At 69.3% G+C, this 20,988-nt stretch carries 19 protein-coding genes; 18 read left to right on the top strand and 1 reads right to left on the bottom strand.

Annotation, left to right across the window (positions count from 1 at the left end; genetic code table 11):
• The first annotated feature begins 43 nt into the window (after window positions 1–43).
• The 16 genes from DEU34_RS12355 (at window position 44) to DEU34_RS12280 (ending at window position 16,494) form a co-directional block, all read left to right on the top strand.
• Window positions 44–562 (top strand): hypothetical protein, encoded by a 519-nt coding sequence (locus tag DEU34_RS12355; protein ID WP_121150729.1) that lies wholly within the window; start codon window positions 44–46, stop codon window positions 560–562.
• A 175-nt stretch (window positions 563–737) separates the two neighbouring features.
• Window positions 738–2,594, top strand: coding sequence for a molecular chaperone DnaK (gene dnaK / locus DEU34_RS12350; RefSeq protein WP_121150727.1), 1,857 nt, complete (start codon window positions 738–740; stop codon window positions 2,592–2,594).
• Window positions 2,595–2,596: 2 nt separating this feature from the next.
• The gene (locus DEU34_RS12345; protein ID WP_121150725.1) at window positions 2,597–3,226 is read left to right on the top strand and encodes a nucleotide exchange factor GrpE; all 630 of its coding nucleotides are present in this window, start codon (window positions 2,597–2,599) and stop codon (window positions 3,224–3,226) included.
• Window positions 3,227–3,235: 9 nt separating this feature from the next.
• Window positions 3,236–4,225 (top strand): DnaJ C-terminal domain-containing protein, encoded by a 990-nt coding sequence (locus tag DEU34_RS12340; protein ID WP_116646869.1) that lies wholly within the window; start codon window positions 3,236–3,238, stop codon window positions 4,223–4,225.
• Window positions 4,226–4,250: 25 nt separating this feature from the next.
• A complete protein-coding gene (locus DEU34_RS12335) occupies window positions 4,251–4,703 on the top strand; it encodes a heat shock protein transcriptional repressor HspR (protein ID WP_259460147.1) in 453 nt (150 codons plus the stop codon).
• Between the two features lie 120 nt (window positions 4,704–4,823).
• A complete protein-coding gene (locus DEU34_RS12330; RefSeq protein WP_121150721.1) occupies window positions 4,824–5,600 on the top strand; it encodes a potassium channel family protein in 777 nt (258 codons plus the stop codon).
• A 92-nt stretch (window positions 5,601–5,692) separates the two neighbouring features.
• On the top strand, window positions 5,693–6,322 hold the full coding sequence (locus tag DEU34_RS12325) for a GntR family transcriptional regulator (protein ID WP_116646866.1): 630 nt from the start codon (window positions 5,693–5,695) through the stop codon (window positions 6,320–6,322).
• 180 nt (window positions 6,323–6,502) lie between these two features.
• On the top strand, window positions 6,503–7,495 hold the full coding sequence (locus DEU34_RS12320) for a phosphoglycerate dehydrogenase (RefSeq protein WP_121150719.1): 993 nt from the start codon (window positions 6,503–6,505) through the stop codon (window positions 7,493–7,495).
• Window positions 7,496–7,533: 38 nt separating this feature from the next.
• The gene (locus tag DEU34_RS12315) at window positions 7,534–8,838 is read left to right on the top strand and encodes a sugar ABC transporter substrate-binding protein (protein WP_121150717.1); all 1,305 of its coding nucleotides are present in this window, start codon (window positions 7,534–7,536) and stop codon (window positions 8,836–8,838) included.
• A gap of 58 nt (window positions 8,839–8,896) precedes the next feature.
• Complete coding sequence (locus DEU34_RS12310) at window positions 8,897–9,826, top strand: carbohydrate ABC transporter permease (protein WP_240606822.1); 930 nt, start codon at window positions 8,897–8,899, stop codon at window positions 9,824–9,826.
• The gene (locus DEU34_RS12305; RefSeq protein ID WP_121150715.1) at window positions 9,823–10,725 is read left to right on the top strand and encodes a carbohydrate ABC transporter permease; all 903 of its coding nucleotides are present in this window, start codon (window positions 9,823–9,825) and stop codon (window positions 10,723–10,725) included. The genes DEU34_RS12310 and DEU34_RS12305 overlap by 4 nt, the downstream gene beginning before the upstream one ends.
• 1 nt (window position 10,726) lies before the next feature.
• Window positions 10,727–11,461 carry an SDR family oxidoreductase gene (locus DEU34_RS12300; protein WP_259460146.1) on the top strand — a complete coding sequence of 245 codons (735 nt, stop codon included), beginning with the start codon at window positions 10,727–10,729 and terminating at the stop codon, window positions 11,459–11,461.
• Between the two features lie 40 nt (window positions 11,462–11,501).
• Entirely contained in the window at window positions 11,502–12,371 is an 870-nt protein-coding gene (locus DEU34_RS12295; protein WP_121150713.1) for a dihydrodipicolinate synthase family protein, read from the top strand.
• 28 nt (window positions 12,372–12,399) lie between these two features.
• On the top strand, window positions 12,400–13,923 hold the full coding sequence (locus DEU34_RS12290; protein ID WP_121150711.1) for an FGGY-family carbohydrate kinase: 1,524 nt from the start codon (window positions 12,400–12,402) through the stop codon (window positions 13,921–13,923).
• Window positions 13,920–15,554, top strand: coding sequence for a fucose isomerase (locus tag DEU34_RS12285; protein ID WP_121150709.1), 1,635 nt, complete (start codon window positions 13,920–13,922; stop codon window positions 15,552–15,554). The genes DEU34_RS12290 and DEU34_RS12285 overlap by 4 nt, the downstream gene beginning before the upstream one ends.
• Before the next feature lie 22 nt (window positions 15,555–15,576).
• Entirely contained in the window at window positions 15,577–16,494 is a 918-nt protein-coding gene (locus DEU34_RS12280; RefSeq protein ID WP_121150707.1) for a ribokinase, read from the top strand.
• Window positions 16,495–16,500: 6 nt separating this feature from the next.
• Here the strand turns inward: DEU34_RS12280 and DEU34_RS12275 are convergent, their stop codons facing one another.
• Window positions 16,501–17,109: a hypothetical protein gene (locus DEU34_RS12275; RefSeq protein ID WP_121150705.1), complete on the bottom strand. Its 609-nt coding sequence runs from the start codon at window positions 17,107–17,109 to the stop codon at window positions 16,501–16,503.
• Window positions 17,110–17,222: 113 nt separating this feature from the next.
• On the opposite strand from DEU34_RS12275, the gene DEU34_RS12270 reads away from it, so the two are divergent.
• Together DEU34_RS12270 and DEU34_RS12265 are read left to right on the top strand one after the other, a co-directional pair.
• Complete coding sequence (locus DEU34_RS12270) at window positions 17,223–18,950, top strand: ABC transporter ATP-binding protein (RefSeq protein ID WP_121150703.1); 1,728 nt, start codon at window positions 17,223–17,225, stop codon at window positions 18,948–18,950.
• Window positions 18,947–20,977 (top strand): ABC transporter ATP-binding protein, encoded by a 2,031-nt coding sequence (locus DEU34_RS12265; protein WP_121150701.1) that lies wholly within the window; start codon window positions 18,947–18,949, stop codon window positions 20,975–20,977. The genes DEU34_RS12270 and DEU34_RS12265 overlap by 4 nt, the downstream gene beginning before the upstream one ends.
• Window positions 20,978–20,988: the final 11 nt, after the last annotated feature.

Here is a 20,988-nt window from a genome sequence, read left to right as displayed (position 1 = left end):
TACGGCCGGGCGTTAGGCTCGCGACGACGAGAGGGGCCGGGAGATGCCGGATGCTACGCCGCAGGTCGACGTGGACAAGGAGCGGGCGGCTGCGACCTACTTCAAGGAGCGCGTCTACGCGACGTTCACCGGCCTGGCGATCGTGCTCGTGACCGCTACCGCCTTCCACCCCGAACCCGACCACGCCTTCTTCGCGCTCGTGCTCGGCGTTCTGGGCATCACCGCGGCGGGGTTCGTGTCGGAGATCATCTCGCATCTCGCGGTGCACCGGGAGTTCCCCGACCGACGCCGCGTCGAGGAGATGCTCAAAGTGGCGGGCGGCGCGATGGGCACGGTGATCATCCCGGGTGGCATCATCGTGCTCTCCTGGGTCGACGTGGTCGACATCGACACGGCGCTGACGGTGTGCGCGTTCGTCTTCATCGGCACGCTGGCCCTCATCGGCTGGCTCGGTGTGCGCCGCTCCCGCCTGCCCATCCGCCAGCAGCTGCTCGCCCTGCTGCTGCTGCTCGCCCTCGGTCTTCTCGTGATCGGACTGCAGACGGTCGCCCACGCGATCTGATCCCGTGAAGTTGAGCCGATTCATAGCAAGTTCGTTTGACCACGGCTCCCGGGTTCGATAGCCTTGAGTCATCACGGCTCAACCCTTCGTGAACTCGAGGAGCGGTTGAGCCCCCAGAACTCGAATCGAACCCAGGGGCGCAGCATCCGCTCGTCTCATCTAGAAGGAGATCAACATGGCACGTGCTGTTGGAATCGACCTCGGAACCACCAACTCGGTCGTCTCCGTCCTCGAGGGCGGCGAGCCCAAGGTCATCGCGAACGCGGAGGGCTTCCGCACGACCCCGTCCGTCGTCGCGTTCACGAAGGACGGCGAGGTGCTCGTCGGTGAGACCGCGAAGCGCCAGGCCGTCACGAACGTCGACCGCACCGTCTCGAGTGTCAAGCGCCACATGGGCACCACCTGGGGCTTCGACGTCGACGGCAAGAAGTGGACGCCGCAGGAGATCTCCGCGCGCATCCTCCAGAAGCTCAAACGCGACGCGGAGGAGTACCTCGGCGACACCGTGACCGACGCGGTCATCACGGTTCCCGCCTACTTCAACGACGCCGAGCGTCAGGCCACCAAGGAGGCCGGCGAGATCGCGGGGCTGAACGTGCTCCGCATCATCAACGAGCCCACCGCGGCCGCTCTCGCCTACGGCCTCGACCGGGGCAAGGAGGACGAGCTCATCCTGGTCTTTGACCTCGGCGGCGGAACCTTCGACGTGTCGCTCCTCGAGGTGGGCAAGGACGACGACTTCTCCACGATCCAGGTGCGCTCCACCTCCGGCGATAACCGCCTCGGCGGTGACGACTGGGACCAGCGTCTCGTCGAGTACTTCATCAAGCAGTTCAAGGACACCACGGGCGTCGACGTCTCCGGCGACAAGATCGCCCTCCAGCGTCTGAAGGAAGCCGCCGAGCAGGCCAAGAAGGAGCTCTCCAGCTCCACGTCGACCTCGGTCAACCTCCCCTACCTCTCGCTGACCGACTCGGGCCCCGTGTCGCTCTCCGAGACGATCACGCGTGCGAAGTTCGAGGACCTCACCAAAGACCTCCTCGACCGCACGAAGAAGCCGTTCGAGGACGTCATCCGCGAAGCCGGCATCAAGGTGGCCGACATCGACCACGTCGTGCTCGTGGGTGGTTCGACCCGCATGCCGGCCGTCGCCGAACTCGTCAAGCGCGAGGCCGGTAAGGAGGCCAACAAGGGTGTCAACCCGGATGAGGTCGTCGCCGTCGGCGCCGCTCTCCAGGCGGGCGTGCTGAAGGGCGAGCGCAAGGACGTCCTGCTCATCGACGTGACCCCCCTGAGCCTCGGTATCGAGACCAAGGGCGGCATCATGACGAAGCTCATCGAGCGCAACACGGCCATCCCGACCAAGCGCAGCGAGACCTTCACCACGGCAGACGACAACCAGCCGTCGGTCGCGATCCAGGTCTTCCAGGGCGAGCGCGAGTTCACCCGCGACAACAAGCCGCTCGGCACCTTCGAGCTCACCGGCATCGCTCCGGCCCCCCGGGGCATCCCGCAGGTCGAGGTCACCTTCGACATCGACGCGAACGGCATCGTCCACGTCTCGGCGAAGGACAAGGGCACCGGCAAGGAGCAGTCGATGACCATCACCGGCGGTTCGTCGCTGCCGAAGGAGGACGTCGAGCGCATGGTGCGCGAGGCCGAGGAGAACGCGGCCGAAGACAAGAAGCGTCGCGAGTCGGCCGAGGTGCGCAACCAGGCCGAGACCCTCTCGTACTCGATCGAGAAGCTGCTCTCCGAGAACGCCGACAAGCTGCCCGAGGACGTCAAGACCGAGGTGCAGGGCGACGTGGACGCACTCAAGAGCGCGCTCGCCGGTGACGACGACGACGCGGTGAAGACCGCCTTCGACAAGCTGAACCAGAGCCAGGGCAAGATCGGCGAGGCCATCTACAACGCCGGTCAGGCCCAGCAGGCTCCGGATGCTGCGCCCGACGCTCCGGCCGATGCCCCCTCCTCCGACGAGGACGTGGTGGACGCAGAGGTCGTCGACGAGGAAGACGAGAAGAAGTAACCATGGCTAAGAAGAACTTCGAAGAGCCCGGCGCCGACAACGGCCGGGGCGACGACGAGGTTCGGCCGAACGGGGAGGGGTCGGGCGCTGAGCCCGCGGGCGCTGAGTCCGCCGCAGCATCCGACCCCTCGTCGCAGGACGAGCTGACCGTGGACGACATCCTCGGCGCCGAGCAGACCGCTCAGGCGCAGGCCGAGGACACGACCCTGGCAGATCTCGAGTCGCAGCTGCTCAACGACCTCAAGCGTCTCCAGGCCGAGTACGCCAACTACCGTCGGCGTACCGAAGACCAGCGCGAGCGCGAGATCGAGCGGGCCAAGGGCGAGGCCGTGAAGGGCCTGCTCCCGGTGCTCGACGATCTCGACCGCGCGGTCAAGCACGGCGACCTCGAGGCCGGCACACCGTTCTCGGCGATCGCCGAGAAGGTGCGCTCCGTGGCCGAACGCCTGGGTGTCGTCTCGTACGGCGTCGCCGGCGAGGAGTTCGACCCGCAGCAGCACGAGGCGATCTTCCAGGCGCCGACCCCGGGCGTGACGGTGCCGACCGTGCTCGAGGTCGTCGAGGTCGGCTACCGCCTCGGCTCGGTCGAACTGCGACCCGCGAAGGTCGTCGTCGCCGTTCCGGCGGAATAGGAGCACCGTATGGCGAGTCAGGACTGGTTCGACAAGGACTTCTACAAGGTGCTCGGCGTGGCGAAGGACATTTCGGAGGCCGACCTCAAGAAGACCTACCGCAAGCTCGCCCGCAAGTATCACCCCGACTCCAACCCCGGCGACGCGAAGGCGGAGGCGACCTTCAAGGAGGTCAGCGAGGCCTACGCGGTGCTGAGCGACCCCGAGCAGCGTGCGGAGTACGACCAGATCCGCGCCATGGGCTCGGGGGCGCCGCGCTTCACGGCCCCGGGCGGAGGAAACGCCGGCTTCGAAGACGTCTTCAGCATGTTCGGACAGGGCCGCGGGGGTCCGCGTACCCAGTCGTCGAGCAACTTCGACGACTTCTTCGCGAACTTCGAGCCCGGGGGCTTCGGCTCCGGACGATTCGGGCAGACCTCCGGCGGGTACCGCGGCTTCGGCGGCCCGACCCGGGGTTCCGACGTCACGGCGCGCACGACGGTCGACTTCGTCACGGCCACCAAGGGCGAGACGATCTCGCTCCAGGGCGATGACGGCAAGCCGTTCAAGGTGAAGATCCCCGCCGGGGTCTCGGACGGCCAGAAGATCCGTCTCCGCGGTCGCGGACGCCCGTCGCCCGATGGCGGCGAGAACGGCGATGTCGTGGTGCAGGTGACGGTGCGCCCCCACCCCGTGTTCGTACGGGACGGGCTGAACCTGAGGGTCACCGTTCCGGTCACGTTCACCGAGGCGACGCTCGGGGCGACGATCGAGGTGCCGACCCTCGGCGGTGATCCCGTGAAGCTCCGCGTCGCACCCGGCACCCCGTCGGGGCGCGTGCTGCGCGTGAAGGGTCGGGGAGTCGAGACGTCGAAGGGCACCGGCGATCTCCTCGCCGAGGTGCAGGTCGCCGTGCCGGCGCACCTCGACGACGCAGCCCGCGAGGCGCTCGTGCGCTTCCAGGAGCTCGAGCCGAAGGAGAACCCCCGCGCCGAGCTGATGTCGAAGGCGCGCGGCTGACGCCAGCGGAGGAGAGGGAGGACAGGTGACAGGCGTGGATGACGAACTCGACGCGGATGCGCCGATCTTCGCGATCGCGGTGGCGGCCGAGCTGGCCAACATGCACCCGCAGACGCTGCGGCAGTACGACCGACTCGGGCTCGTGGTGCCCGGCCGCACCCAGGGCGGCTCGCGCCGCTACTCCTCCCGGCACATCGGTCAGCTGCGCGAGGTCGCCCGGCTCTCGAGCGAGGGGATGAGCCTCCCGGCGATCGCCCGGCTGCTCGCGCTCGAGGAGCACGTCCACGCCCTCACCCGCCGCGTCACCGACCTCGAACGTCAGCTCAACGCCGAGCGGCAATCCCGCCCGGGAGCGCGCGTCTTCGCGGCCGGCGCCACGGGGTCGGTCGTGACGCTCCGGCACGGCGCCCGCGTGCGGCGTGCCACCGACGTGGTGCTCTGGCGGCCGCGTCGCCCCGGTGACGAATACTCCGACTGACCGGCGATCGCAGCATCCGCGAGACTTCATCCCGGCGACGAAACCGCAGCGCACGGTCGCTGTCTCGTTGTCAGGCTGAACTCTCGCGGACTCGGGTCGGCCCTGCTCTAGAGTGCGAGCATGGTGACGAACGCCCCGCGCGACGCGGGGGAGACCGCGGCGACCCGGCGCTGGGAGGCGGCGAGCTACTGGCCGCTGACGATCGCCGCGCTCGCGTTCCTCATCGCCTACACGTTCCAGGTCATCGGCGATCTGCGGGGCGTGTGGTCGAGCGTGACCACCGTCGTCGTCGTGACGACGTGGGTGATGTTCATCGTCGACTACCTCGCGCGCCTCCTGCTCAGCCGTCCCCGCGGGCTCTGGGTGCGGCGGCACCTGTTCGACATCGTCATCGTGCTGGTGCCGACCCTGCGGCCCGTGCGGCTGCTCGGCGCGCTCACCCGCATCACCTCGTTCACGCGCACCGCCGGCAGCTCGCTGCGCGCTCGTCTGCTGATCTACGGCGCGGGTGCGGCCCTGCTTCTGATCTGGATGGCGTCGCTGACCGTGCTGAACGCCGAGCGCCATGCCCCCGGGGCGACGATCACCTCCTTCGGCAACGCCGTGTGGTGGGCGTTCTGCACCGTGACCACCGTCGGATACGGCGACTACACGCCGGTGACGATCCCGGGGCGGGTCATCGCGGTGCTCCTGATGGTCGGGGGCGTGGTGCTCGTGGGCCTCATCGTCGCGTCCTTCTCGTCGTGGGTCGTGGAGCGAGCCGCTCGAGGACACGAGGACCAGCTGCCGGCCACCCGAGCCGACGTGCAGGAGGTGATGCGCGAGCTCGAGCACGAGCGCGCCTCCGGTGAGCGCACCGCCCGGCGAGCGGCGGGCGGTTCCGACGCCCGTTCGTGACGGATTGCCCCGGATCATGGAGCGTGGGTTAGCTTTGTCACCAGTAGACAATTCTCAGGGGGTAATCCGTGTCGGATCTTCGACCGTTGGCGATGGGTGATCAGATCGCACATCGCCTGAGGGTGGAGATCATCCGCGGCATTATCCCGCCCGACACCCATCTCGCCGAGGATCACCTGGCGGCCCGTTTCGACGTCAGTCGCGGGCCCGTGCGCGACGCGTTGCGCCAACTCGAGACCGAGGGGCTGGCGGAAGACCGGCGCAAGAGGCTGTACGCCCGCGCCATGGACCTCCGAGACGTCGAGGAGCTCTACACCGTGCGCGAGGCCCTCGAGTCGCTGGCCATCCGGCTCGCCATCGAGAACGCGAGCGCGAAGGACTGGGACAACGTGCAGCGCATCGTGGACTCCATGGCGGCCGCTGCCGAGGATGACGACGGGGAGCGGTTCGCCGACGCCGACATGGCCTTCCACACGAGCTTCTATGCGAACTCAGGCAACCGTCGCCTCCTCGACGCGTGGCGGCCCTACCAGCGCATCTTCGCGATCCTGTTCGAGCTCAGCGACACCTCGGACATCGCCTCGGCGACCGAGGACCACCAGGGCTTCCTCGATGTGGTGCGCACGGGCGACGTCGAGGCGTCGGTGCGGCGGCTCAGGCTGCACCTCACCCTGGCGAAGGGGCACGTGCGCGACGTTCTTCGCGGTCTCGCCCACTCCTGACGCTCTCGTCTCTCGTCTCTCAGAGGGGGCGCCCACGGCATGCAGCCGCGGGCGCCCCCTCGTTTCGTCGTCTTGACATGTCAACGACCGGGCCTCTATGGTGACTGTTAACAGTAAACAAATCGTTCAACGGTGATCGATTCCTCGGAATCCTGACCCGTCCAGAAAGGCCTCCGAGAGATGACTGCTACCGCCCCCCTGATACCTGTCGGCACGGGACGCACGGTCATCGTCGGGCCGGTCCGTTACCCCGAGCTCTGCTCGTCCGGCCGCCAGCTGCTCATCGACCACGGATTCACCCTCGTCGAGAACGACTCCACTGTCCCGTGGACGCAGGCCGAACTGCACGCGCTCATCGCCGACGCAGACGCCGCCGTCGGCGGGGTGGAGGTCTACGACGCAGAAGCGCTCTCGCACGCCGAGCGCCTGCAGATCATCGCCCGCCTCGGCGTCGGCCTCGACAACATCGACCTCGACGCCACCCGCGACCGCGACGTGAAGGTCGTGAACGTGCCCGGCGGGAACGCCGCCGCGGTGGCCGAGCTCGCCATCGGATTCATGCTGTCGGTGCTCCGCCGCATCCCCGAGATGGACTCCGCCACGAAGGCGGGCCGGTGGGACCGGTTCGTCGGCCGCGAACTGGCAGGCACGTCGATCGGCCTGATCGGTTTCGGTGCCATCGCCCAGCTACTCACCCGCCGTCTCGCCGGCTTCGACGTCTCGATCAAGGCCTACGACCCCTACGCCGACGAGGCCGCCGCGGCGCGTCTCGGGGTGTCGCTCGTCGACTCGGCGGCTGCGGCGGTGGCCGACGTCGACATCGTCAGCGTGCACGCCCCCCACATCGCGGCGACGCACCACATCGTCGATGCCGAGCTCATCTCCGGCATGAGGCAGGGCACCATCCTGATCAACACCTCGCGCGGTGGCCTCGTCGACCAGGGCGCTCTCGTGGACGCCCTGGCGACGGGCCGCATCGCGGGAGCCGGCCTCGACGTGTTCGAGATCGAGCCCACCTCGCAGGACAACCCGCTCTTCTCCCACCCCATGGTCGTCGTGGCCCCGCACGCCGCGGCCGACAGTCGCGAAGCGTACGAGCGGATCGGCCTCGCCACCGCCCAGGCCATCGTCGACGTCTTCGCCGGCCGCGTCCCCACGGCGCTGGTGGCCTGACCTTCGCACAACCCGAACACCCCACGAAAGGAACACCGATGTTCACCACACAGCGATCGCGGCGCTCTCTCGCCGTCCTGGCCTCCGCGGCGGTTCTCGCCCTCGGCCTCACCGCCTGCGGCGGCGGAAGCGGCGGTCAAGCGGAGGGCGAGGTCACCGAGCTGACCGTCGTCGCCGCGAACAGCCCGTGGACCGAGGGACTGAAGACCCTCGCCACGAAGTACGAGGAAGAGACCGGCATCGCGGTCACGATCGAGGCGTACGGCAACGAGCAGCTCAACGACAACTACAAGGTCAAGTTGAACTCCTCGTCGTCCGACTTCGACGTGATGGCCTTCCAGGTGCAGGACGTCATGCGCGAGTTCTCGCGCAACGGCTGGCTGGCCGACATGACGGAGTACGTCTCGTCCGACGCCGAGTGGAACTGGGAGGACTTCCAGCCCGCCGCACGTGACGCGGTGGAGCTCGACGGCGTCGTCTACGGCGTCCCCGTCATGACCGAGCGCCAGATCGTCTACTACCGCACCGACCTGCTCGAGGCGGCCGGCCTCGAGGTGCCGACGACGCTCGAGGAGCTCGAGACGGCGATCGCGACGCTGAACGACCCCGAGAACGGCGTCTTCGGCATCGCCATGCGCGGCTCGCGCGTGCCGCTGGTGACGCAGCTCTCGTCGTTCCTCTACAGCTTCGGCGCAGACTTCCAGGACGCCGACGGCAACGCATCGATCGACACCCCCGAGGCTGTCGAGGCCATCGAGCTCTACGGCAACCTGCTGCGCCAGTACGGCCCTCCCGGAGTGACCAACATGGGCTGGGTCGAAGCATCCGCCCTGTTCGCCCAGGGGCGCGCGGCGTTCTATATCGACGCCGACAGCCAGGCCTACACCTTCCTCGACGAGGACAACAGCAGCGTCGTCGACACCGTCGGTTTCGCGCAGTTCCCCGAGGGGCCCGACGGCTCGAAGTTCTACAACATCGTGCCGCAGACGGTCGGCATCAACGAGTTCTCGACGAAGAAGGATGCGGCGTGGGAGTTCATCAAATGGGTGACCAACGAGGAGAACACCAAGTGGCTGCTCGAGAACGAGACCGTGCCGGGGGCTCGTCAGTCCGCCTGGGACGATGACGCCGCGGTCGCGAAGTTCCCGGCCGGACTCGTCGAGATCGTCCGAAACGTCGCCGACCACGGCGTCGGTCACGACCGCCCGCAGCTCGAGCAGGTCGCCGCGGCGCGCGAGATCGTCGGCGGTCCGGTGATCGCCGCGATCGAGGGCGGAGACGTCTCCGACGCGGCGGCGTCGGCCAACACCCAGTTCCAGGACCTCCTGGATTCTGAGAACTGATCGGGCCGGGGTCTCGGCGGCTGCACCGCCGAGACCCCGCTCACCGGAGGAGGAAGAAGTGGCAACGATCACCGCCCCGCGCCGCCCGAGCGCCGCGACGCGCGCCGTCGACTGGGTCGACGCGCACCTGAAGTGGATCCTCATCGCACCGTCGGTGGTGTTCATCGGTGCGCTCATCGCGTTCCCCATCGGGTACACGGTGTTCCTGTCGCTGACGGACTCCGCCGGGTCGGTCAACCGGCCGTTCGAGTTCGTCGGCCTGGCGAACTACGTCGGGTGGCTCACCGACACCGAGCGGTTCTGGCCGGCGGTGGGACGCACGGCCTACTTCACCGGTGTGGCGTTGGGGCTGGAGCTGCTGTTCGGACTCGCGATCGCCCTGCTGCTGCGCAAGACCTTCCGAGGCCAGGGGATCGTGCGGGTCTTCATCCTGCTCCCGCTCGTGGCCACCCCGGTCGCGGTCGGCATGATGTGGCTGCTCATCTTCGAGCCCACCATCGGATTCGCGAACGTCGTGATGCAGTTCTTCGGCCTCCCCGCGCAGGGGTGGCTGTCCGACCCCGCGACCGCGCTGAACACGCTGATCTTCATCGACGTCTGGCAGTGGACCCCCATGGTCATCCTCATCCTGCTCGCGGGACTCTCCACGCTCCCCGAGGAGCCGGACGAGGCCGCCCGGGTCGACGGTGCGAACGCGTGGCAGCGTTTCCGGCACATCACGCTGCCGCTCCTCGCGCCGGTCATCGGCGCGGCCGCCATCCTGCGCGCGATCGACGCCATGAAGACCTTCGACATCATCTACGCGACCAAGGGCATCGGCGGCGGATCGAGCCACGAGGCCGAGACGCTGAACATCCTGGCCTACGGGCAGGCGTTCCAGTTCTCGCAGTACGGGAAGGCGTCCGCCCTTCTGATGCTGTTCTTCATGCTCATCGTCATCGTGCTCGTCGCCCTGGCCATTCTTCGCAAACGAGGAGACCGCTCATGAGCGTCACCGCCCCCATCCGGCCCCGTCAAGGAGCCGCCCCCGCCGCCGCTCGCCCGCTGCCGACGCCGCGTCGGCGCAGGCGGACACGCGCACAGATCATCGGCGGCACCGCCCGCGTCGTCGGCATCGTCGCCGTCGTGCTGGCCTTCCTCGTGCCGCTGGCCTGGATGTTCCTGGCGAGCATCAAACGCAACCGCGACGTCGTCGACCCCTCCCGCACGTTCGACTTCGAACCGACGCTCGGAAACTACGACACGGTCTTCGGGGCGCAGAACTTCCTGCCGATCATCGGCAACAGCGTCATCGTGGGCATCGGCGCGACGCTGCTCGCCCTCCTGATCGGCGTGCCCGCCGCATACGGCATCGCCCGCTACCGGGTGCGCAGTACGACCGCCTTCCTGCTGATGGCGCGCGTGATCCCGGGCGTGAGCCTGCTCATCCCCTGGTACTTCCTGTTCTCGCAGATCCAGCTCGTCGGCACCTACACCGTGCTGATCCTCACGCACCTGTTCGTGACGATGCCGCTCGTCGTGGCGATCATGTCGAGCTTCTTCGACGGCATCCCGCACGAGCTGGAGGAAGCGGCCCAGATCGACGGGACCAGCCGGATCGGTGCGTTCGTGCGGGTCGTGCTCCCCCTGTCGGTACCGGGTATCGCGACCGCGTCGATCCTGTCGTTCATCTTCAGCTGGAACAACTTCCTGTTCGCGCTCGTGCTGTCCAGCCAGGGCACCAGGACGCTGCCCGTGGCGATCGTGAACTTCACCAGTTACGCCGCGGTCGACTGGGGCGGGCTCATGGCCGCGGCCGTCGTCATCACCGTCCCGGTCATGATCGTCGCCCTCATCGCCCAGCGATACGTCGTCAGCGGTCTGACCGCGGGCGCGACGAAGGGCTGACGTGCCTGTCCTCCCCGTGTCGTGGGTGATCGGCGGCGGCACCGGTATCGGCGAGGCATCCGCCCGGGCGCTGGCCGGGCTCGGAGGCCACGTGGTGGTCTCGGGCCGCCGGGGGAACGAGCTCGACCGGGTGGTCGCCGGGATCCGGTCGGCCGGCGGCTCGGCGACCCCGCTCGCGCTCGACGTGTCCGACGACCGTGCGGTCTCGCGGGCCGTGGCGACCATCGAGGCCGAGCACGGACCCGTCGCCACCCTCGTGTTCAGCGCCGGCACCAACGTGCAGGAGCGCTTCTGGGACGCCGTGACCCCATCGGCGATCGACCACGTCATGGATGTGAACCTGCACGGGGCGGTGCGTGCGGTGCACGCCGTCCTGCCCGGCATGCGTGCGTCCCGGGGCGGACGCATCGTGCTCGTCTCGTCGTGGGCCGCCTGGCGTCATTCCCCCGGCGCGGGCGCCGCCTACTCGATGAGCAAGACCGCCCTCGGGGTTCTCGCGGAATCGGTCAACGCCCAGGAGCACCCGAACGGGGTGCGCGCCACCCACCTGTGCCCGGGAGAAGTGGCGACCGACATCCTCGACACCCGTCCGAACCCGCCCTCGGCCGAGGCGCGCGAGTCGATGCTCCGCGCCGAGGACGTGGGGGAGGCGGTGGGGTGGATCGCAGCGCTCCCCGAACGGGTCTGCGTGAACGAGCTCGTCCTCACCCCCACCGCCAACACCTCGTACGCCTGAACCCTCGTCATCCGTTCCACCATCTGAAAGGCCGCACCACATGTCACGTCGCGACATCGTCACCGCCATCCCGACCAGCTTCCACGCCGACGGGAGCCTGGACATCGAGGGGAGCCGCGCGATCTTCCGCTACGTCGCCCAGTCGGGCAACGAGGGCGCCTTCGTGCTGGGGACGACGGGGGAGTTCCCCGCCATCGACGAGGAGGAGTTCCGCGCGCTGGTCGGGGCCGCGGTCGAGGATCTCGGCGGTCGGATGCGCGTGATCGTGCACGTCGGCCGCTCGAGCGCGTTCGAGGCGGTGCGTCGCGTGCAGATCGCCCGGGAGCTCGGGGCACGCGAGTTCGCGGCCCTCACTCCGTACTACCTCTCCTCGGCGGAGGCCGCCGTGGAGAGCTACTTCGAGGCGGTGTCCGAGGCCGTCGGCGACGGGTCTCTCTTCGTCTACGTGTATCCGAAGCGCAGCGGCATCGAGGTCAGCCCCGCGCTCCTGGCCCGTCTCGCGACGCTGCCGAACGTCATCGGCGCGAAGATCAGCGAGATGACCCTCGACGACATCGCCGCCTACCGCGCCGTTGTCGACGATGACTTCGTGCTGTACACGGGCGCGGACCGCGACCTCGTCGCAGCCGGCGAGGTCGGAGCCCAGGGCGTCGTCTCCGGGGTGTCGTCCGTGCTGCCGAAGCCGTTCCGCGCGCTCGCCGCCGCGGCCGACGGCGGCGACCCCGAGACCATCGCGACCGCGCAAGCGGCCGTCGACGACGTGGTGCGGGTCATCGGGGGCGACATGCCCCGCATGAAGGCCGCCCTGCGCTCGATGGGTGTCGCGGACGGCCGCTGCCGCATGGCGCTGGTGGAGCCCGACCACGAGGCGCTGGTCGAGATCGATCGCGTCATCAACGCCTACCGCTGATCCGCGCGCGGGGAGAGGGGCGGATGCCATGACGGTCCGCTGCACGATGGGCGTCGACATCGGCACGTCCAGCAGCAAGGGCGTGCTCGTCGATGCGGAGGGCCGCATCATCGCTTCCGCGGCCGTCGAGCACGAGGTCTCGCGTCCGCGTGCCGGCTGGGTCGAGATGGACGGCTCGGTCTGGTGGGACGAGTTCGTGACGCTCGCGCGCGAACTCCTCGGGCGCGTCTCGGGGCAGAGCGTCGAGGTGTGCGCGGTGGGTGTCAGCGGCATGGGTCCCTGCGTGCTGCTCGCCGACGCGGATGCGGTCGCGGTGCGGCCGGCGATCCTCTACGGCGTCGACACGCGCGCGACCGACCAGATGCGCCGCCTGACCGATGAGCTCGGCGCGGACGAGATCGTGCGCGTCGGGGGTTCGTCCCTCACGACGCAGGCCGGCGGGCCGAAGATCGCGTGGGTGCGCGACGAGGAGCCCGAGACGTACGCGCGGGCGCGGCGCCTCTTCATGCCGGCGTCGTGGCTCGCGCACCGCCTGACCGGCGCGTACGTGCTCGACCATCAGTCGGCGAGCCAGATGACACCGCTCTACGACATCGAGCACGAACGGTGGCACGAACCGTGGTGGCGGCTCATCGCGCCGGGGCTCGAGCAGCCGCTCCTGCGGTGGGCGGGAGACGTCGCGGGTCTCGTGACGCGCGATGCCGCCGACCTGACCGGTCTCGCGGAGGGGACGCCGGTGATCACCGGCACCATCGACGCGTGGACCGAGGCGGTGAGCGTCGGGGCCCACGGTGCCGGCGACCTCATGCTCATGTACGGCACGACCATGTTCCTCGTCGCCACCGGCGACGAGACCCTTCGCACGCCGTCGATGTGGAGCACCGTCGGGGCGTTCCCCGGGTCTCGCAACCTCGCGGGGGGTCTGGCGAGCTCCGGCGCGATCACCCGATGGATCGCCGACCTCACCGGTGCGGACTACCCGCGCCTCCTCGCCGAAGCCGCGGAGTCGGGGCCGGGCGCGCGGGGCCTGGTGATGCTGCCGTACTTCGCCGGTGAGCGCACGCCGATCCTCGACCCCGACGCGCGCGGCGTCATCGCCGGTCTCACTCTCGAGCACAACCGCGGCGATCTGTACCGCGCCGCTCTCGAGGCCACCGCGTTCGGCGTGCGGCACAACGTCGAGACGATGCGCGCCGCCGGCGCCGACATCCGACGCATCGTCGCCGTCGGCGGGGGGACCCAGGGCGCCCTCTGGCTGCGGATCGTCTCGGACGTGACCGGCCTCGTGCAGGAGGTCCCCGAGGTCACGATCGGCGCGTCCTACGGCGCGGCGTTCCTCGCGGCGGCCTCCGATCCCTTGCGCGACGACGCCCCGCGCATCGAGGACTGGAACCCGGTCGCGCGCACCGTCGTCCCCGACCCGGCGGTCGCCGCTCTCTACGACGACCTCTTCGCCCACTATCTCTCCCTCTACGACGGAACGGCCGTCATCACCCACGATCTCGCTGCGCGTCAACGCAGCCTCACCGACACGGAAGGCGCTCCCCGATGACCACGTACACCCTCCCCTCCCCGCCGCCCCGTCTCACCGCGCCCGCGCGCACCGCCTACCTCATCGCCAGCGGCGACCTCCGCGAGTCGGCGAACGTCGCGGGCTGGCCCACGCAGGCCCGGATGGAGGCCGACGTGTCGGCGGCACTCGCAGAGCTCGGCTGGGAGGTCGTGCGCGCGAACGGCGTGGATCCCGAGACGGGCCACGGGTTCATCTCGAGCCAGCGGATGGGGCTCGAGGTGTTCCGCAGCATCCCCGCCGATGCGCCCCTCATCGTCGCCGAAGCCGTCTGGCAGTACTCGCACCACGTGCTCGCCGGCCTGCGCACCCACCGCGGTCCGATCCTCACGGTCGCGAACTTCGCCGGCGACTGGCCGGGGCTCGTCGGACTGCTGGGCCTGAACGCCGGCATGACCAAGATGGGCACCGAGTACTCGACGATATGGTCGGTCGACTTCACCGACCCGTGGTTCCGTGACGGGCTGCGGGAGTGGACCGAGACCGGGCGGATCGTCCACGACGCGTCGCACGTCAGGCCGCTGCCGGAGCTTGCCCCCTCGCCCGAGCGCGATCTGGGTCGCGCGCTGGGCGACCAGCTGCTCGCCGAGAAGGCCATCATCGGTGTCTTCGACGAGGGCTGCATGGGCATGTACAACGCGATCTTCGACGACGAGCTGCTGAATCCGACGGGCATCTACAAGGAACGCCTGTCGCAGTCGGCCCTGTACGCCGAGATGCTCGTCGTCTCCGACGAGGAGGCGGATGCCGCGCGCGACTGGTTGATCGACCGCGGGATGACCTTCCGCTTCGGCACGGACGAGGCGACGGAGCTCACCGAGGGCCAGGTGCGGTGGCAGATGAAGATGTACATCGCGGCGCTGCGCATCGCCGACGATTTCGGCCTCGACGCCGTCGGCATCCAGTACCAGCAGGGCCTGAAAGACCTGGTGCCGGCGTCCGACCTCGCCGAGGGGGTGCTCAACTCCACCGAACGCCCGCCGGTGTTCTCGCGCGACGGTCGGCGCGAGCTGTTCGCCGGTCGAGCCATGCCGCACTTCAACGAGGCCGACGAGGGCGTCGCGGTCGACGCGCTGGTCACCGACCGGGTCTGGACGGCGATGGGGCTCGTGCCCGACAACACGCTGCACGACGTGCGGTGGGGAGAGGAGTACGACGGCGAGTTCGTGTGGGTCTACGAGATCTCCGGGTCGGTTCCCGCGTCGCACCTCGGGGGATGGGACAAGGCGGAGGGGTGGCGGCAGGGGCCGGTCTTCTTCCCCGCCGGCGGCGCCACCATCAACGGCGTCTCGCGCCCCGGTGAGCTGGTCATCAGTCGCGTCTTCATCGCCGACGGCATCCTGCAGGTCGACATCTTCCGCGGCAGTGCGGTCGAGCTGCCCGAGGCCGAGACGCGTCGGCGCAAGGAGGCGACCAACCCCGAGTGGCCCATCGCGCACGTGGTGCTGCACGATGTCTCGCGCGACCAGTTCATGGCCCGGCACAAGGCGAACCACGCCCAGGTCGTCTACGCACCCGACGCCGCGACCGCCGACAGGGCGCTGATCGCGAAGGCCGCTATGTTCGAACGCATGGGCATCGCGGTCAATCTGGTCGGCCGGGTGACGGTGTGACCGGCGGCGCGGGGGCCGCCTGATGAGCGGCTCGGGGGTCGTCGTGCTCGGCAGCGCGAACATGGATCTCGTGGTGCGCCAGCCGCGCCGCGCGGAGCCGGGTGAGACGCTCTTCGGCACGGATTTCTCGACCGGACCGGGCGGCAAGGGGCTCAATCAGGCGATCGCCGCGGCTCGCGCGGGCGCGTCGGTGCGCTTCATCGCAGCGGTGGGGGCGGATGCTTTCGCCGAGCGCCTGCGCGACCGGCTCGTCGCCGACGGGGTCGACGTCGAGGGGATGCGGACGGTGCCCGGTGCCACCGGTATCGCGCAGATCACCGTGACCGACGACGGCGAGAACACGATCGTGGTCGTGCCCGGGGCCAACGCCGATCGCGCGTTCAGCGAGGACGACCGTTCGGCGGTGGCGGCGGCATCCCATCTGGTCGTGCAGCTCGAGAGGCCGATCGAGCTGCTGGAGGTGGCCCTGCGCCATGCCCGCGACGCCGGGGTCACGACCGTGCTCACACCGGCGCCCGCGAGGGCGGGCCTGGATGCGCTGCTCGATCTCGCGGACGTGCTCGTGCCGAACGAGGGCGAGGCGATGATGCTGAGCGGTCGCGACGACGCCGAGTCCGCGGCGATCGAGCTCAGCCGGCGTGCCGGGACGGTCATCGTGACACTGGGCGAGCGCGGCGCTCTCGTGGCGCACGGGGGAGCGGTGGTGCGGCGCGTGGGGGCGCGCCCCGCCCGCGCGGTCGACACGACGGCGGCCGGCGACACGTTCGTGGGGGTGCTCGTGGCGCGGCTCGCCGACGGGAGGTCTCTCGACGATGCGCTCGACGCCGCGGTCGCGGGGGCGGCGATCACGGTCACGCGTGCGGGCGCGGCCGAATCGATGCCGTCGCGCGACGAGATCGATCGCGCACTCGACGCGCCCGTCGCGGCCGGCGGGGTCTGAACGGGGTCAGCGCGGCGCGGGCCCGGGGTCGATGCGCAGCACGGTGGGCGACTCGCCGACCGAGAGGTCGTCGATCACCCTCAGGCTGCGGGCGATCTCGTCGACCGCCGGGAGCACCGTGGCGACCCGCGCCCGATCGGAGCAGACCGCCGTCAGCGTGACGAAGTAGCTGCCGGTGTCCCAGGTGTAGGTCGCGAACGGCGGTGTGCGCTGGTCGGCCGGCAGGTCCATCACCAGCTTCTCGCCGACGCCCAGATGGGGATTGCGGAAGTCTTCGGTGTCGTCGTACTCCATCGGCATGCTGGCACGGGCCGTGCGCAGCTGAGGGGTGGCCTCCTGCAGCTGCGCCATCGCGACGACGAGCTCGGGGTCGGACTTCCATACCCACACCCGCACGCGTCCGGCGGCGCGCCGCATGAGCAGCGGCGCGGCCTGGCTCGCCGCCCACGCCAGGAATCCGCTGCCGGGGCGCTCGGTCGCCCCCACGGCGCGGTTGGCCTGTCCCAGCAGCATCCGGATCGCCGCTTTGCGGTGCCGTCGACCGCGCAGGCCCAGCGACTCCGTCACCGCCACCCACCGGGCGGGATCGGCCTCTGCCTGCAATCGCGTCGACATGCCTTCCAGGTTAGGCGTCGACGGTGGTCTTGCGGTGTCGGAGGTAAGTGGCAGGCTGTTCACCACGCCCCCGGGTCGGGGGCGATCGTCGTGCTCACACCTCGGAGTATCCCGTGCTCGGCAAGCTGCTCATCCGCTACCTCAAGACCTACCGCTGGTTCCTCGCGGGCGTTCTGACCTTCCAGTTCATCTCGGCCATGGCCTCGCTCTACCTGCCGCGCCTCAACGCCGACATCATCGACAAGGGCGTGGCCCAGGGCGACACGGGCTACATCTGGTCGACGGGCACGATGATGCTCGGCATCTCGCTCTGCCAGATCGTCGCGTCGATCATCGCCACCTACTTCGCCGCGCGCGCCGCGATGAGCGCCGGGCGCGACATCCGCCGCGACGTCTACGACAAGGTGAGCGCGTTCTCCGAGCGCGAGGTCTCGCAGTTCGGGCCGGGGTCGCTCATCACCCGCAACACGAACGACGTGCAGCAGGTGCAGATGCTCGCGATGATGGGCGCGACGATGCTCGTCACCGCTCCGCTCCTCGCGATCGGCGGGGTGGTCATGGCGCTGCAGCAGGACGTCGGGCTCAGCTGGCTCATCGGTGTGGCGGTGCCCCTGCTGCTGGTCGTCGCCGGCCTCATCATCAGTCGGATGGTCCCGCTGTTCCGCAGCTTCCAGAAGAAGCTCGACGCCGTGAACCGGGTCATGCGCGAGCAGCTCACGGGCGTGCGCGTCGTGCGCGCGTTCGTGCGGGAGCGCATCGAGGAGGAGCGCTTCCGCGAGGCGAACACCGACATCCTCGTGGTCGGTCGCAAAGTCGGATCCCTCTTCGTGCTGCTGTTCCCGCTGGCGATGCTCGTGCTCAACGTGACGGTCGTCGGCGTCATCTGGTTCGGCGGCATCCAGGTCGATTCGGGCGCCGTGCAGATCGGCACCCTGTTCGCGTTCATGCAGTACGTCGGTCAGATCCTCATGGGGGTCCTCATGGCGAGCTTCATGACGATCATGATCCCGCGCGCAGCGGTCTCCGCCGAGCGCATCGGCGAGGTGCTCGCGAGCGAGTCGACCCTCACGCGCGCCGCCGACCCGGTCACCCGCTTCCCCGAGCCGGGGTCGCTGCAGCTGCGCGACGTCGAGTTCACCTACCCGGGAGCCGAGTCGCCCGTGCTGCAGGGCATCGGCTTCGAGGCGGCCCGAGGCGAGACCGTCGCAATCGTCGGTTCGACCGGGTCGGGCAAGACGACCCTGGTCTCGCTCATCCCCCGCCTCTTCGACGCGACGGGCGGCGAGGTGCGCGTGGGCGGCGTCGATGTGCGCCAGGCCGATCTCGACGAGTTGTGGAAGGGCATCGGGCTCGTGCCGCAGCGCCCGTTCCTCTTCACCGGCACCGTGGCGTCGAACCTGCGCTTCGGGCGTGAGGAGGCCACCGACGACGACCTGTGGAAGGCGCTCGAGATCGCCCAGGGCAGCGACTTCGTCGCCGAGATGGAGGGGCAGCTCGAGGCCCGCATCTCCCAGGGCGGCACCAACGTCTCGGGCGGGCAGCGTCAGCGCTTGGCTATCGCCCGCGCCATCGTGCACCAGCCCGACATCCTCGTCTTCGACGACTCGTTCTCGGCCCTCGACCTGTCGACCGACGCGCGGCTGAGACAGGCGCTGTGGCGGGAGCTGCCGGAGGTGACGAAGATCGTCGTCGCGCAGCGCGTATCGACGATCACCGAGGCCGACCGCATCGTCGTACTCGAAGACGGACGCATGGTGGGGCTCGGCACCCACCAGGAGCTCCTCGAGAACAACGCCACCTACCGCGAGATCGTCGAGTCGCAGCTGGGGGTGGAGGCATGAGCGCTCCCGATGCGATGACCGAAGACGAACGGCTCGAACTCGAGCTCGCCGAGCAGGCGCGTCAGAACTCCGGCGACTGGGACAGCGTCGCCCCCGGCAAGGCCACGAACTTCGGCAGGAGCTTCGGCCGCCTCATCGGTCTCCTCCGCCCGCATGCCGTGGCCTTCACGTTCGTGTCGGTCCTCGGGGCGATCGGCGTCGTGCTCGCCGTGATCGCGCCGCGGGTGCTGGGCGAGGCCACCAACCTCATCTTCGAGGGCATCACCTCCCGCGCGCTCGGCGACTCCTTCCCCGTCGGCACGTCGCAGGCCGACGTCGTGGAGTCCCTCCGCAACTCCGGCCAGGGCGACCTGGCGAACGTCGTCTCGGCCATGCAGAACTTCCAGGTCGGCGCCGGTGTCGACTTCGACCGCCTCCGCGGGGTGGTCATCGCGGTGCTCGCGATCTATGTCGCGTCGTCGTTCCTCAGCTGGGTGCAGGGCTTCGTGATCAACATCATCATGGTGCGCACGATGTGGCGTCTGCGCGAGTCGGTCGAGGCGAAGATCAACCGCCTGCCCCTGTCGTACTTCGACAGGGTGCAGCGCGGCGAGCTCATCTCCCGCGTCACGAACGACATCGACAACATCACCCAGACCATGCAGCAGTCGCTGTCGACCGTCGTGACCTCCGTGCTGACCGTCGTCGGCGTGCTCGTGATGATGTTCACGATCTCGTGGCAGCTCGCGATCGTCGCGCTGATCTCCCTGCCCCTGATGGCCGTGATCTTCGGCATCGTGGGTCCGCGGTCGCAGAAGGCGTTCGGCATCCAGTGGCGCAAGGTCGGCCGACTGAACGCCCGGGTGGAGGAGTCGTTCTCCGGCCACGCACTGGTGAAGGTCTACGGCCGCGAGAAGGACTCCCGCGAGAAGTTCGAGGTCGAGAACCAGGAGCTCTACGAGGCGAGCTTCAAGGCGCAGTTCCTCTCCGGCATGATCATGCCGGGCATGATGTTCGTCGGAAACCTCACCTACGTCGGCATCGCCGTGCTCGGCGGTCTCATGGTGGCCAGCGGCAACCTGCGGCTCGGCGACGTGCAGGCGTTCATCCAGTACTCGCAGCAGTTCACGCAGCCGCTGTCCGAGCTCGGCGGCATGGCCGCGGTCATCCAGTCGGGCACCGCCTCGGCCGAGCGGGTGTTCGAACTGCTCGACTCCGACGAGCAGGAGCCCGACGCCGACGACGCGCCCACCCCGGTCGACGGCGAAGGGGTCATCGAGTTCGAGCACGTGCGGTTCTCGTACTCGCCCGACCGTCCTCTCATCACCGACCTGTCGTTCCGGGTCGAGCCCGGGCAGACGGTCGCGATCGTCGGGCCGACCGGTGCGGGCAAGACGACCCTGGTGAACCTCATCATGCGGTTCTACGAGCTCGACGGCGGACGCATCCTGCTCGACGGGCAGGACATCGCCGAGCTCACCCGCGACGCCGTGCGTTCACGCACCGGCATGGTGCTGCAGGACCCCTGGTTGTTCGCCGGCACGATCCGCGAGAACATCCGTTACGGACGCTCGTCGGCGAGCGACCAGGAGATCCTGGATGCGGCGACCGCCACCCGCGTCGACCGCTTCGTGCATTCGCTCCCCGACGGGTACGACACCGTGCTCGACGAAGACGCGTCGAACGTCTCGGCGGGCGAGAAGCAGCTCATCACGATCGCCCGCGCCTTCGTCGCCCGGCCCTCGGTGCTCATCCTCGACGAGGCCACCTCGTCGGTCGACACCCGCACCGAGCTGCTCCTGCAGCACGCGATGGCGGCGCTGCGTGAAGGACGCACGTCGTTCGTGATCGCCCACCGGCTCTCGACGATCCGCGACGCCGACCTCATCCTCGTGATGGAGCACGGCGACATCGTCGAGAAGGGCACGCACGCCGAGCTCATCGCGGCGGAGGGCGCCTACTGGCGCCTCTACCAATCGCAGTTCGAGCAGGCGGCGGGCTCGGAGACCACCGAAGCGATCACCGAGGAGGAATCGGCGGCCCGCTGACATGCCGCGGC

The organism is Microbacterium sp. AG1240, from assembly GCF_003635115.1.
GTDB lineage: Bacteria > Actinomycetota > Actinomycetes > Actinomycetales > Microbacteriaceae > Microbacterium.
The sequence above is the reverse complement of the archived record's forward strand: the minus strand, read 5'-3'. Positions and strand labels throughout refer to the sequence as shown.